This is a genomic window from Stenotrophomonas maltophilia group sp. RY12688 (assembly GCF_052149045.1).
Taxonomy (GTDB): Bacteria; Pseudomonadota; Gammaproteobacteria; order Xanthomonadales; family Xanthomonadaceae; genus Stenotrophomonas; species Stenotrophomonas sepilia.
Genome location: NZ_CP197389.1, coordinates 3,901,896 through 3,916,324 on the forward strand (window position 1 = coordinate 3,901,896; position 14,429 = coordinate 3,916,324).

Annotated in this window: 8 protein-coding genes; 3 read left to right on the forward strand and 5 right to left on the reverse strand. The window is 67.1% G+C overall.

What is annotated here, in order from left to right:
* Positions 1-129 precede the first annotated feature (129 nt).
* From ACS0OT_RS18090 to ACS0OT_RS18110, 5 genes are all read right to left on the reverse strand, one after another.
* A complete protein-coding gene (locus ACS0OT_RS18090; RefSeq protein ID WP_139727826.1) occupies positions 130-2,352 on the reverse strand; it encodes an NADP-dependent isocitrate dehydrogenase in 2,223 nt (740 codons plus the stop codon).
* Positions 2,353-2,667: 315 nt separating this feature from the next.
* Positions 2,668-3,180 (reverse strand): hypothetical protein, encoded by a 513-nt coding sequence (locus ACS0OT_RS18095; RefSeq protein WP_072169182.1) that lies wholly within the window; start codon positions 3,178-3,180, stop codon positions 2,668-2,670.
* Between the two features lie 43 nt (positions 3,181-3,223).
* Positions 3,224-3,517 (reverse strand): LysM peptidoglycan-binding domain-containing protein, encoded by a 294-nt coding sequence (locus tag ACS0OT_RS18100; protein ID WP_005419771.1) that lies wholly within the window; start codon positions 3,515-3,517, stop codon positions 3,224-3,226.
* A 203-nt stretch (positions 3,518-3,720) separates the two neighbouring features.
* Entirely contained in the window at positions 3,721-4,539 is an 819-nt protein-coding gene (gene queF / locus ACS0OT_RS18105; RefSeq protein ID WP_139727828.1) for an NADPH-dependent 7-cyano-7-deazaguanine reductase QueF, read from the reverse strand.
* A gap of 491 nt (positions 4,540-5,030) precedes the next feature.
* Positions 5,031-6,350 (reverse strand): M20 family metallopeptidase, encoded by a 1,320-nt coding sequence (locus tag ACS0OT_RS18110; protein ID WP_053500212.1) that lies wholly within the window; start codon positions 6,348-6,350, stop codon positions 5,031-5,033.
* A 186-nt stretch (positions 6,351-6,536) separates the two neighbouring features.
* Between ACS0OT_RS18110 and ACS0OT_RS18115 the strand changes: the two genes are divergently transcribed.
* The 3 genes from ACS0OT_RS18115 (at position 6,537) to ACS0OT_RS18125 (ending at position 14,243) form a co-directional block, all read left to right on the forward strand.
* Positions 6,537-7,781, forward strand: coding sequence for an efflux RND transporter periplasmic adaptor subunit (locus ACS0OT_RS18115; RefSeq protein WP_065186765.1), 1,245 nt, complete (start codon positions 6,537-6,539; stop codon positions 7,779-7,781).
* A 74-nt stretch (positions 7,782-7,855) separates the two neighbouring features.
* On the forward strand, positions 7,856-11,089 hold the full coding sequence (locus ACS0OT_RS18120) for an efflux RND transporter permease subunit (protein WP_065186764.1): 3,234 nt from the start codon (positions 7,856-7,858) through the stop codon (positions 11,087-11,089).
* A gap of 31 nt (positions 11,090-11,120) precedes the next feature.
* On the forward strand, positions 11,121-14,243 hold the full coding sequence (locus ACS0OT_RS18125) for an efflux RND transporter permease subunit (protein WP_065186763.1): 3,123 nt from the start codon (positions 11,121-11,123) through the stop codon (positions 14,241-14,243).
* Positions 14,244-14,429 lie beyond the last annotated feature (186 nt).

Here is a 14,429-nt window from a genome sequence, read left to right on the forward strand (position 1 = left end):
GACGGAAGTCACGGTTTCATCGCCTGGGGTCAGATCCCTTTTGCGTGGCAAAAGGGATCTGACCCCAGAGCCAGAAAAGAAACCCGCGCCGAAGCGCGGGTTCCGGGGTCACGGCCGAACGGCGACGGATCAGCCGCGCAGCAGCTCCAGCGCGGCGTTGAAGGTCGCGCTCGGGCGCATCGCCTTGCTGGCCTTGGCCACGTCCGGACGGTAGTAGCCGCCGATGTCCACGGCCTTGCCCTGCACTGCGATCAGCTCGTCGACGATCTTCTGCTCGTTGTCGGTCAGCGCCTTGGCCAGCGGGGCGAAGCGTGCCTTCAGTGCGGCATCCTCGTCCTGGGCGGCCAGGGCCTGCGCCCAGTACAGAGCGATGTAGAAGTGGCTGCCACGGTTGTCGATGCCGCCGAGCTTGCGCGACGGCGACTTGTCGTTGTCCAGGAACTGGCCGTTGGCTTCGTCCAGCGCCTTGGCCAGCACGCGGGCGGCGGCGTTGTCATAGCGGTTGCCCAGGTGTTCCAGCGACGCAGCCAGGGCCAGGAACTCACCCAGCGAATCCCAGCGCAGGTAGTCCTCTTCGACGAACTGCTGCACGTGCTTCGGGGCCGAACCACCGGCGCCGGTCTCGAACAGGCCACCACCGGCCATCAGCGGCACGATCGACAGCATCTTGGCGCTGGTGCCCAGCTCCATGATCGGGAACAGATCGGTCAGGTAGTCGCGCAGCACGTTGCCGGTCACCGAGATGGTGTCCTCGCCCTTGCGGATGCGGTCCAGCGAGAACGCGGTGGCTTCCACCGGCGGCAGGATGCGGATGTCCAGGCCGTTGGTGTCGTGGTCCTTCAGATACTGCTCGACCTTGGCGATGACCTGCGCGTCGTGGGCGCGGGCGGCATCCAGCCAGAACACGGCCGGGGTGCTGCTCAGGCGGGCACGCTCGACGGCCAGCTTGACCCAGTCCTGGATCGGCGCGTCCTTGGTCTGGCACATGCGCCAGATGTCACCGGCTTCCACAGTGTGCTCGAACACCAGGTTGCCGGCGTCGTCGGTGACCTTGACCACGCCATCGGCAGCGATCTGGAAGGTCTTGTCGTGCGAGCCGTACTCTTCGGCCTTCTGTGCCATCAGGCCGACGTTGGGCACCGAGCCCATGGTGGCCGGGTCGAAGGCGCCGTGCGCCTTGCAGTCGTCGATGACGGCCTGGTACACGCCGGCATAGCAGCGGTCCGGAATGACCGCCTTGGTGTCCTGCAGCTTGCCTTCGGCGTTCCACATCTTGCCGGAGTCGCGGATCATCGCCGGCATCGAGGCGTCGACGATGACGTCGCTCGGCACGTGCAGGTTGGTGATGCCCTTGTCCGAGTTGACCATGGCCACGCCCGGGCGCTGTGCGTACTCGGCAGCCAGGTCGGCTTCGATCGCGGCACGGGTGGCTTCCGGCAGCGACGGCAGGCGCGCAGCCAGGTCACCGATGCCGTTGTTGGCGTCGAAACCGGCCTGCTTGAGCACGTCGGCATGCTTGGCCAGCACGTCCTTGTAGAACTCATTGACCGCCACGCCGAACATGATCGGGTCGGAGACCTTCATCATGGTCGCCTTCAGGTGCAGCGAGAACAGCACGCCCTGGGCCTTGGCATCGGCGATCTGCTCACCGATGAACGCGGCCAGCGCCTTGCGGCTCATCACGGCGGCGTCGACGATCTCGCCGGCCTTGACCGCGGTCTTTTCCTTCAGCACAGCGGTGCTGCCGTCGTTGCCGTGGAAGGTGATCTTCAGCGAACCGGCGTTGGCCAGGGTGGCCGACTTTTCGCTGCCGTAGAAATCGCCGGCGGCCATGTGCGCGACGTGCGACTTCGAATCCGGCGCCCAAGCGCCCATGCGGTGCGGGTGCTTGCGCGCGTAGTTCTTCACCGACAGCGGTGCACGGCGGTCGGAGTTGCCTTCGCGCAGCACCGGGTTCACCGCGCTGCCCTTGACCTTGTCGTAGCGCGCCTTGTAGTCGCGCTGCTGGTCGTCGGCCGGGGTTTCCGGGTAATCCGGCAGCGGGTAGCCCTGGTCCTGCAGTTCCTTGATGGCCGCCTTCAGCTGCGGCACCGAGGCGGAAATGTTCGGCAGCTTGATGATGTTGGCGTCCGGGGTGGTCGCCAGCTGGCCCAGCTCGGCCAGGTCGTCGCTGACCTTCTGCGCGTCGGACAGCAGTTCCGGGAACTGCGACAGGATGCGGCCGGACAGCGAGATGTCACGGGTTTCCACCACGATGCCGGCCGTGGCGGTGTAGGCGTCAACGATCGGCAGCAGCGACTGGGTGGCCAGGAACGGTGCTTCGTCGGTCAGCGTGTAGAGGATCTTGGACATGGGGGACTTGGACTCTGTAGCAATGCTCAGGGGAAGGCCGGCGCCAGCGCCGGCCCACGTGCAACCGTGTCGCGCGCGAGGCGGGGCCCCACGCTTTCCCCCGTCGCCGTCAGGGTGGGCGCGCGGCGGGGAAACCCCTGCATTGTCGCGTTTTCAGTCGCGCGGGGCAAAGCCACGCCATACGCGGCGGTACTGCATGCCGGCAACGCTGTGATCCATCGACGCCTGGATGAAGCCGACCATCATCCAACAAAAAAGGACGCAGCCTCGCGGCTGCGTCCATCGTGAGCCCTGCCGGGAGAGAGTCGGCTGGACTTACTTGACCTCGAACTCCTGCGGCGTTCCGGCCGCCTTGCCATCGACGGTGACTTCGGCGCGGTACTTGCCGGCCGGCCAGCCCTTTGCATTCTTGAAGGTGACGTTGGTGGTTTCCGCACCGCTGGTGTTCAGCGTGGCATTCTGTTCGCCGGCCACCTGGCCGTCCTGGTAGGTCAGCTTCGCGCCAACGGCGACGTTGTTGGCAGCACCGTCGGTCTTGACCGAGACGATGATGTCGTCCTTCGGCGCGAACAAAGCCGTCGTCGCAACCGACTTGTCGGCGGCTGCGGTCTTGCCGACCGTGACCGACGAGACGCTGACAGCAGCGGCTTCGGCCATCGGCGGCGGCGCGCCGGTCATCGGGGCCGGTGCTGCCGGTTCGGCCGGAGCAGTCGCTGCCGGAGCGGCATTGTTGTCGGTCGACTCTTCTTTCTTCTTGCAACCGACCAGGGCGACGCTGCCCAGCAGGGCGGCGATCAGGGCGGTCTGGAGCGGGGTGGTCTTGATCATTCGGGGTTCCTCCCAGGGATTGTCGGACGGCGTTCTGGCCGGCTTACTTCGGCGGCAGTTTCAGGGTCTGGCCCGGGAAAATCTTGTCCGGGTCATCAAGCACATCGCGGTTGGCTTCGAAGATCTTCTTCCAGGCATTGGCGTCGCCCAGATGCTGCTTGGCGATCTTCGACAGCGAGTCACCCTTCTGCACGGTATAGGTGCCGCCGCTGACAACGTCCGCGGTGCTGTCCACCGAAGCGCTGACGCCGGAGAAGTCCGCCTTCGGCACCTGCTCGGCGGTACTGTCGACACTGCCACTGACGCCGGAGAAATCGGCTTTCTTCTCGGTACTCATCCACAACTCCCGTCTGCATGACTACGTGATTGGCACGGTGCCATGGCGGTTGTTAAATGGGGATGGTGCAGATGTGAAGCCGCCCCCGGGGGCGGCTGAACAATCGGGAGAGACGGTGTCCGGTCGTGCCGGCCGCTGGCCGGCTTTCCCTTGCCCTGGACGCGGGTTCCTTGCGGTTGCCGGCCAGCGACCGGCACTACCGGTTACTGCCGCAGTTCGCGGTAGGTCGCAGCCGGGGCGGTGATGCCGGGGCTGGCGCGCCAGGGGTTGATGTCCAGGCCACCACGGCGGGTATAGCGGGCCTCCACTTCCAGCCATTGTGGCTGGCAGCGCGCAGATACCTCGCTGAAGATCCGCTCAACGCACTGCTCGTGGAACTCGGCGTGTTCACGGTAGCTGACCAAGTAGCGCAGCAGGCCCACGCGATCGATCTTCGGCCCGCGGTAACGCAGGCTGACCGTGGCCCAGTCCGGCTGGCCGGTGACCGGGCAGTTGGACTTCAGCAGCGACGAGACCAGGGTCTCTTCCACCACCTCACCCGCATCGGCGGCGAGGAAGTCCGCCTGCGGCGGGCCGTAGCAGTCGATCTCCAGTTCCAGCCCGTCGATGGACTCGCCGAGCGGCGTCTCGCGCAGGCCTGGCAGGCCGAACTCGACCTGGACCGGCACACCGGCGCAGGCCGACAGATCCGCCACCAGGCGCGCGCGCAGTGCCTCGGCGCTGTCGATGCGGGTGCTGTTGAGGGAGTTGAGGTACAGCTTGAACGACTTCGATTCGATCAGCCGCGGCGAGGTGCATGGCACCTGCACCGTGGCGACGGCGACCTGCGGCTTGCCACGCGGGTCGAGCCAGCTCAGCTCGAAGGCGTGCCAGCGGTCGTGGCCGACGAACGGCAGCGCGGCCTCATCGAGGCCGATCTCGGCGCGGGCGCCGCTGCGGGGGATGGGGAACAGCAGGCCGGGATCGTACTGCGACGGGTAACTGACCTCGCGACCGAGGCTGGAATCCTGTGGGGTGTTCATGGAGGTCATTGTATCGCGCGGAGGGCGGGCCTTCGGCCGGGCCGGCCAACGGCGGAGCCCCTCCGTGGTGGGGTGTTGGGTCGTCGAAAGCCTGGATTCCCGGGAGTGGGCCGGGCGGATGGGGCTGGCGGGGACGCCGTGAATCCGTCCGTGGAGGCTTAGCCGCGCCATCCATGGCGCGGATACCCCGCCAGCCCCACCCGCCCGGCCCCCCGACACATTTCTGCCGCCGATCCACCACGGGAAAGATCAGAAAATCAAAATCCGATCCTTCGGACATTTTCGATGTCTGCCATCCACGCATGGCGTGGATCTACCGGCAAGCCACGGGATCGGGTCTGGAGGAAGGCCCCCTGAGTCAGGGGGCGGCCGCGAAGCGGCAGGGGTCTGGAAGCTGGTAAGGGGGGCCCACCGTTCGCGCAGCGAACTGTGGGAGCGACAGCGCGCATGCGATGTCGCGTACCCAGGGCTGCAAGCCCTGCCGGAAACCCTCACCCCGCCGGGGTGCCGGCACCGTGCAGGTAATCCAGGCTCACCTGCAGCAACGCCCGCAGTCCCACATCCAGTGCCTTCTCATCCAGCAGGAACTTCGGCGAATGGTTGGCCGGCGCCGTCGCCGGGTCGATGCCCACGCTGGTGGAGCCGACGAAGAAGAACATGCCCGGCACTTCCTTCGCGTACAGCGAGAAATCCTCCGCGCCCATCTGCAGCGGCGGCTCGTACACGTTGTCCTTGCCCACCACCGCCTGCAGGCTCGGCAGCATCTTCGCGGTCAGCGCCGGGTCGTTCACCGTGGCCGGGTTGCCCTCCGACTCGTAGATGTCGGTCACCGCCTTCGCACCGTGCGCGGCGGCCGTGTGCTCGGCCACGTTGCGCAGGTCGGCAAAGATCTGCTGGCGCATGCCTTCGTCGAAGGTGCGGATGGTGCCGACCATCTCCACTTCATCGGGAATGATGTTGTAGCGGATGCCGCCGTTGATCGCGCCGAAGGTCAGCACCGCCGGTTGCTTGGACAGGTTGGCGCGGCGGCTGACGATGGTCTGCGCGGTGCCGACCAGATCGGCGGTGGCGACGATCGGGTCAACACCGTTCCACGGTGCCGAGCCATGCGTCTGGCGACCGATCACCTTGATCCCGAAGCGATCCGAGGCGGCCATCAATGGGCCGCCGCGCACCGCGATCTGGCCGGCCTGCACGCTGGAGAACACATGCAGGCCGAACACGGCCTCCGGCTTGAAATCGGCAAACAGCCCTTCCTTCAGCATCAGTGCCGCACCGCCCTCTTCCGGCGGCGGCGCGCCTTCCTCGGCCGGCTGGAAGATCAGCATCACCTGGCCCGGCAGGTCCTTCTTCATTGATACCAGCGCTTCGGCCACGCCGAGCAGGGTGGCGGTATGCGCGTCGTGGCCACAGGCATGCATCACGCCCACGGTCTGCCCGCGGTACTGGTCGGTGGCCTTGGAGGCGAACGGCAGGCCGGTCTGCTCGGTCACCGGCAGCGCGTCCATGTCTGCACGCAACGCGATCTTCGGACCCGGCTTGCCGCCTTCGATGATCGCCACCACGCCGTGGTGGGCGATGCCGGTTTTCGGCTTCAGGCCCATCGCACGCAGGCGCTTGGCGACCTCGGCCGAGGTGCGCGCCTCGCGGTTGGACAGCTCCGGGTGCTGGTGGAAGTCACGACGCCATTCGACCACCTGGGCCTGCAGCCGCTGCGCGGCGGCGGTCACTTCGGGGCGTTGCCCGTCCTGGGCATGGGCAAGCGCCGGCAGGGCCAGCAGCAGGGCGGACAGCAGCAGCGAACGGCGCATCGCAATCTCCACAGCAAGAGGGTTCCAGCTGAATGTAGGGCAACACCGGCGCCACGGGAACCTCCGGTGCCGCATCCGGTCTTAGCGCCCGTCCCATCCGTCATGCAGGAAACGTGATGTGGCACAGGTATGCTTTGCGCATTGTCCCGGCGTCCCGTCCGGTCCAGCCCTCTCGGAGTCCTCGTAATGTCACGTGTTTGGAAGATCGTGCTGCTGGTCGTGGCGATCCTGGTGCTGGCCGTGGTCGGCCTGCGCGTCATTGGCGGGGGCAAGGACAAGGCTGGAAAACCTGCTGCGGGCGCGCGCCAGGGCGGGGAAGACCCGGATGCCGGCCCGGTGCCGGTAACCGTGGTCGAAGCCACGCGCCAGGACGTACCGGTGTATGCCAGCGCGCTGGGTACGGTGACCGCGATGAACACCGTCACCGTCAGCCCGCAGGTCGGCGGTCAGCTGATGAGCCTGAATTTCCGTGAAGGCCAGGAAGTGAAGCAGGGTGATGTGCTGGCGGTGATCGACCCGCGCACCGCCCAGGCCAGCTACGACCAGGCCGCTGCAGCCAAGCGCCAGAACGAGGCCCTGCTGGCCACCGCGCGCTCCAACTACCAGCGCTCGAACGCGCCGGAGTATCGCCAGTACGTCGCCAAGACCGATCTGGATACACAGCGAAACCAAGTGGCACAGTACGAAAGCGCCGTGGCCGCCAACGAGGCCAGCATGCGCTCGGCGCAGGTGCAGCTGCAGTACACCCGGGTCACCGCGCCGATCTCAGGCATCGCCGGCATCCGTGCGGTCGACGCCGGCAACGTGGTCAGCGCCGGTACCGCTCTGGTCACGCTGACCCAGATCCATCCGATCCACGTGCTGTTCAACCTGCCCGAGCGCCAGCTCGGCGATGTGCGCCAGGCGCAGGCCGCCGGCACGGTACCGGTGGCGGCGCTGGACCGCGCCGATTCGCACGTGCTGTCCGGCGACGGCAAGCTCGATGTGGTCGACAACCTGATCAGTGCCGACAGCGGCACGTTCAAGGCGCGCGCCCTGTTCGACAACACCGACAACGGCCTGTGGCCGGGCCAGTTCGTCAACGTGCGCATGCAGCTGCGCACGATTGCCGGCGGCGTGGTGATCCCCACCCAGGCGGTACTGCGTGGCCCGGATGGCGAGTACGTCTACATAGTGCAGGGCGACAACACGGTAAAGATGCAGACCGTGCGCAGCGGCGTGGAAGTGGGCGACAGCCAGGTGCAGATCGCCGAAGGCCTGAAGGGCGGCGAGCGGGTGGTCAGTGAAGGCCAGTTCCGCCTGAAGCCGGGCAGCAAGGTCACCGCACTGAAGCCGGGCGAGACCCCGGCCGCACCGACCGAGGCCGAACTGAAGGCAGCCGAGCAGAAGAACGCAGGCGGCGGTGGCCGTCGCGGTGGTGGCCCGCGCTGAGCGCAGGCCACTGATCTCCCTCGCGCCGGCGGACCTGCCGGCGCCGACATTGAAGTGCCAGCAAGGATCAGTCCGTGGGCTTTTCGACGATCTTCATCCGCCGCCCGATCGCCACCTCGCTGTTGATGGCGGGCCTGTTGCTGCTGGGCATCCTCGGTTACCGCAAGCTGCCGGTGTCGGCGCTGCCGGAAATCGATGCGCCCAGCCTGGTGGTCACCACCCAGTACCCCGGTGCGAACGCCACCACCATGGCCTCGCTGGTCACCACCCCGCTGGAGCGCCAGTTCGGGCAGATTTCCGGGCTGGAGCTGATGACCTCCGACTCGTCGGCCGGGTTGTCGACGATCATCCTGCAGTTCTCGATGGACCGCGACATCGACATCGCCGCGCAGGACGTGCAGGCGGCGATCCGCCAGGCCACCCTGCCCTCGTCGCTGCCCTACCAGCCGGTCTACAACCGGGTGAACCCGGCCGACGCGGCCATCGTCACCCTGAAACTGACCTCTGACACGCGCCCGCTGCGCGACGTCAACAATTACGCCGATTCCATCCTGGCCCAGCGCCTGTCGCAGGTGCAGGGCGTGGGCCTGGTCTCGATCGCCGGCAATGTGCGCCCGGCCGTGCGCATCCAGGTCAATCCGGCGCAGCTGTCGAACATGGGCCTGACCCTGGAGCAGCTGCGCAGCGCGCTGACCCAGGCCAACGTCAATGCGCCCAAGGGCTCGTTGAACGGCAAGACGCAGTCCTACAGCATCGGCACCAACGACCAGCTGGCCAGCGCCGCCGAGTACCGCGACACCATCATCAGCTACAAGAATGGCCGCCCGGTGCGGCTGTCGGACGTGGCCGAGGTAATCGATGGCGTGGAGAACGACCAGCTTGCCGCCTGGGCCGACGGCAAGCCGGCGGTACTGCTGGAAGTGCGCCGCCAGCCCGGTGCCAACATCGTGCAGACCGTCGAGCGCATCCGCGCCATCCTGCCGCAGCTGCAGGGCGTGCTGCCAGCCGACGTGCACCTGGAGATCTTCAACGACCGCACCGAGACCATCCGCGCCTCGGTGCATGAAGTGCAGTTCACCCTGATCCTGACCATCGGGCTGGTGGTGGCGGTGATCTTCGTGTTCCTGCGCCGGTTGTGGGCCACGATCATTCCCTCGGTGGCGGTGCCGTTGTCGCTGGCCGGCACCTTCGCGGTGATGGCCTTCGCCGGCATGTCGCTGGACAACCTCTCGCTGATGGCGCTGGTGGTGGCCACCGGCTTCGTGGTCGACGATGCGATCGTGATGATCGAGAACATCGTGCGCTACATCGAGCAGGGCAAGAGTGGCAAGGAAGCGGCCGAGATCGGCGCACGCCAGATCGGCTTCACCGTGCTGTCGCTGACGGTCTCGCTGGTGGCGGTGTTCCTGCCGCTGCTGCTGATGCCCGGCGTCACCGGCCGCCTGTTCCACGAGTTCGCGTGGGTGCTGAGCATCGCCGTGGTGCTGTCGATGCTGATCTCGCTGACGCTGACCCCGATGATGTGCGCCTACCTGCTCAAGCCCGATGCCCTGCCCGAGGGCGAGGACGCGCATGAGCGCGCGGCGGCGGCCGGCAAGCAGAACCTGTGGACGCGCACCGTCGGCCTCTACGAGCACAGCCTGGACTGGGTGCTTGGCCACCAGCGGCTGACCCTGGCCGTGGCCGGTGGCGCGCTGGTGCTGACCGTGCTGCTGTACGTGCTGATTCCCAAGGGCCTGCTGCCCGAACAGGACACCGGCCTGATCACCGGCGTGGTGCAGGCCGACCAGAACATCGCCTTCCCGCAGATGGAGCAGCGCACCAGGCAGGTGGCCGAAGCGCTGCGCCAGGATCCAGACGTGACCGGCGTGTCGGCCTTCATCGGTGCCGGCAGCATGAACCCCACGCTCAACCAGGGCCAGCTGTCGATCGTGCTGAAGGAGCGCAGCCAGCGCGACGGCCTGGACGAGATCCTGCCGCGCCTGCAGAAGGCAGTGGCCGGCATTCCGGGCGTGGCGCTGTACCTGAAGCCGGTGCAGGACGTAACCCTGGATACCCGCGTGGCCGCCACCGAGTACCAGTACTCGCTGTCGGACGTGGATTCGGCGACGGTGGCGACCCAGGCCACGCGCCTGACCGAAGCGCTGCGCAAGCGCCCGGAACTGGCCGACGTCGACAACAACCTGTCCAACCAGGGCCGCGCCCTGGAGCTGAACATCGACCGCGACAAGGCCAGCGTGCTGGGCGTGCCGATGCAGACCATCGACGACACGCTCTACGATGCGTTCGGCCAGCGCCAGATTTCGACCATCTTCACCGAGCTCAACCAGTATCGCGTGGTGCTGGAAGTGGCACCGGAGTTCCGCACCAGCACTGCGCTGATGGAACAGCTGGCCGTCGCCTCCAACGGCGCCGGCGCATTGACCGGCACCAATGCCACCAGCTTCGGCCAGGTCACCTCCTCCAACTCGTCCACCGCCACCGGCATCGGCGCGCAGAACACCGGCATCACCGTCGGCGCCGGCAACATCATCCCGCTGTCGGCGCTGGCCGAAGGCAAGGTCAGCAGCGCCCCGCTGGTGGTCAGCCACCAGCAGCAGCTGCCGGCGGTGACCGTGTCGTTCAACGTGGCGCCAGGCTATTCTCTGTCCGAAGCGGTGCGAGCGATCCAGGAGACCAAGGACAGCCTGGACATGCCCACCCACCTGCATGCCGAGTTCATCGGCAAGGCCGCCGAGTTCACCGGCAGCCAGACCGATGTGGTGTGGCTGCTGCTGGCCTCGCTGGTGGTGATCTACATCGTGCTGGGCGTGCTCTACGAGAGCTACATCCACCCGATCACGATCATCTCCACGCTGCCGCCGGCCGGTGTCGGCGCGCTGCTGGCGCTGATGCTGTGCGGGCTGAGCCTGTCGGTGGATGGCATCGTCGGCATCGTGCTGCTGATCGGCATCGTCAAGAAGAACGGCATCATGATGGTCGACTTCGCCATCGAAGCCCGCCGCGCCGGCGCCAACGCGCACGAAGCGATCCGCCGCGCCTGCCTGCTGCGCTTCCGCCCGATCATGATGACCACCGCCGCGGCCATGCTCGGCGCGCTGCCGCTGGCGCTGGGCACCGGCATCGGTTCGGAGCTGCGCCGCCCGCTGGGTATCGCCATCGTTGGAGGCCTGCTGCTGTCGCAGTTGGTGACCCTGTACACCACGCCGGTGATCTACCTGTACATGGAGCGCTTCTCCGAGTGGCTGGCGCGCCGCCGCGAACAGCGTGCGCTGCGCGACGGTTCGCTGCAGGAGCCGCAGGCATGATCCACGCCCCGCTGCCGTGGGGGGCCGCACGATGAACCTGTCCGGCCCCTTCATCCGCCGCCCGATCGGCACCGCACTGCTGGCCATCGGCTTGTTCATGGTCGGCCTGATCTGCTACCTGCGCCTGGGCGTATCGGCGCTGCCGAACATCGAGATCCCGGTGATCTTCGTGCATGCCAGCCAGTCCGGCGCCGACGCGGCGACCATGGCCTCGACGGTCACCGCGCCGCTGGAACGCCATCTCGGCCAGCTGCCGGGCATCGATCGCATGCGCTCGTCGAGCTCGGAAGGCAGCTCGCTGGTGTTCATGATCTTCCAGAGCGGCCACAACATCGATTCGGCGGCACTGGATGTACAAACGGCGATCAACTCGGCTCAGGCCGACCTGCCCTCGGGCATGGGCTCGCCGATGTACCAGAAGGCGAACCCGAACGACGACCCGGTGATCGCCATCGCGCTGACCTCGCAGACGCAGTCGGCCGACGAGCTCTACAACGTGGCCGACTCGCTGCTGGCGCAGCGCATCCGCCAGATCAGCGGCGTCGCCTCGGTCGACATCGCTGGCGCGTCGACGCCAGCGGTGCGCGTGGACGTCAACCTGCGCCTGATGAACGCGCTGGGCCTGACCGCCGATGACCTGCGCAACGCAGTGCGCGCGGCCAACGTGACCTCGCCCACCGGCTTCCTCAGCGATGGCAACACCACCACGGCGATCATCGCCAACGACTCGGTGGCGCGCGCCGCCGACTTCGCCGACCTGGTAGTCAAGACCCAGGGCGACGGCCGGGTGATCCGGCTGAAGGACATCGCCAACGTCTACGACGGCCAGCAGGATGCCTACCAGGCGGCGTGGTTCGACCACAAGCCGGCGGTGGTGATGTACGTGTTCACCCGTGCCGGCGCCAACATCGTGGAGACCGTGGACCGGGTCAAGGCGCAGATCCCGACCCTGCGCGACTACCTGCAGCCGGGCACCACGATGACGCCGTACTTCGACCGTACGCCGACCATCCGTTCGTCGCTGCATGAAGTGCAGGTCACCCTGCTGATCAGCCTGGCAATGGTGGTGCTGACCATGGCGCTGTTCCTGCGCCGGCTGGCACCCACCCTGATCGCGGCGGTGACCGTGCCGCTGTCGCTGGCCGGCGCCGCGCTGGTCATGTACGTGATGGGCTTCACCCTGAACAACCTGAGCCTGCTGGCGCTGGTGATCGCGATCGGCTTCGTGGTCGACGATGCGATCGTGGTGATCGAGAACATCATGCGCCACCTCGACGAAGGCATGCCGCGCATGCAGGCGGCGTTGACCGGTGCGCGCGAGATCGGCTTCACCATCGTCTCGATCACCGCCTCGCTGGTGGCGGTGTTCATCCCGCTGCTGTTCGCCAGCGGCATGATGGGCGCGTTCTTCCGCGAGTTCACCGTGACCCTGGTGGCGGCCATCGTGGTCTCGATGATCGTCTCGCTGACGTTGACCCCGGCGCTGTGCAGCCGCTTCCTCAGCGCGCACGACCACAGCGCGCCGCCGTCGCGTTTCGGCCGCTGGCTGGATGCCGGCCACGAGCGGATGCTGCGCATCTACACCGTGTTCCTCGATTTCTCGCTGCGCCACGCGCTGCTGCTGTCGCTGACGCCACTGATCCTGATCGGCGTCACCATCTTCCTGTTCGGCGCGGTGAAGAAGGGCGCGTTCCCGCCGCAGGACACCGGCCTGATCTGGGGCCGCGCCAACTCCAGTGCCACCGTGTCGTTCGAGGACATGGTCGCGCGCCAGCGCCGCATCACCGACATGCTGATGGCCGACCCGGCGGTGAAGACGGTGGGTGTACGCCTGGGCAGCGGCCGCCAGGGCTCCAGTGCACAGTTCAACATCGAGCTGAAATCACGCAGCGACGGCCGCCGCGAAACCACCGCGCATGCGTTGGCGCGCCTCAGCGCCAAGGCCGATCGCTATCCCGACCTGCAGCTGCGCCTGCGCGCGATCCAGGACCTGCCCAGCAACGATGGCGGCGGTTCCAGCCAGGGCGCGCAGTACCGCATCTCGCTGCAGGGCAACGACCTGGCCGCACTGCAGGAATGGCTGCCCAAGCTGCAGGCGGAACTGAAGAAGAACCCGAAGCTGCGCGACGTCGGCACCGACGTGGACAATGCCGGCCTGCGCCAGAACATCCAGATCGACCGCGCAAAGGCCGCGCGCCTGGGCATCACAGTGGGCGCCATCGACGGCGCGCTGTATGGTGCGTTCGGCCAGCGCCAGATCTCTACCATCTATTCGGACATCAACCAGTACAGCGTCGTGGTCAATGCCCTGCCCTCGCAGACCGCCACCCCGGCGGCGCTGGATGAGGTGTACGTGCGTGCGCGCAACGGCGACATGGTGCCGATCACCGCGGTGGCCACGCAGATGCCTGGCCTGGCCCCATCGCAGATCACCCACGAGAACCAGTACACGACGATGGACCTCAGCTACAACCTGGCTCCCAACGTGAGCATGGGCGAGGCCAAGGCGATCATCGACGCGACCGTGGCCGGCATGCGCATGCCCGGCGACATCCGCCTGGCCGACGATGCGGGCTTCGGCTTCAACTCCGATCCCAGCGACATGCTGATCCTGGTGTTCGCCGCAATCCTGACCGTGTACCTGGTACTGGGCATGCTCTACGAGAGCCTGATCCACCCGGTCACCATCCTGTCCACGCTGCCGGCGGCGGGTGTCGGTGCGCTGCTGGCCCTGTTCGGCACCAACACCGAGCTGTCGGTGATCTCGATGATCGCGCTGGTGCTGCTGATCGGCATCGTCAAGAAGAACGCGATCATGATGATCGACTTCGCACTGGTGGCGCAGCGCGAGCATGGGCTGGCGCCGCGCGATGCCGCACGCGAGGCCAGCATCGTGCGCTTCCGCCCGATCATGATGACCACGATGGTCGCGATCCTGGCCGCAGTGCCGCTGGCGATCGGCCTGGGTGAAGGGTCCGAGCTGCGCCGCCCGCTGGGCATCGCGATGATCGGCGGCCTGCTGTTCTCGCAGAGCCTGACCCTGCTCAGTACGCCGGCACTGTACGTGATCTTCTCCTGCCTGGCCGAGCGCTGGCGCGCCCGTCGCGCGCGCAGGCGCGAAGCGAAGCTGCTCAAGCGCGCGCAGCGGGCGTAGTAGAGCCCATCCACGCATGGCGTGGATCTAGTTCTCGGTACTGCGAATCTGCCGGCCAGCGGCCGGCACTACCACCGGCGCGGAGGGTGGGTGCGGACCGTTGGTCCGCACGCCTCCGGGTTTGACGTGCTGTAACGAAAAGAGAACAATTCCCCTCCAGCCATGGTCCTGCGCCCCTTCGCGGCG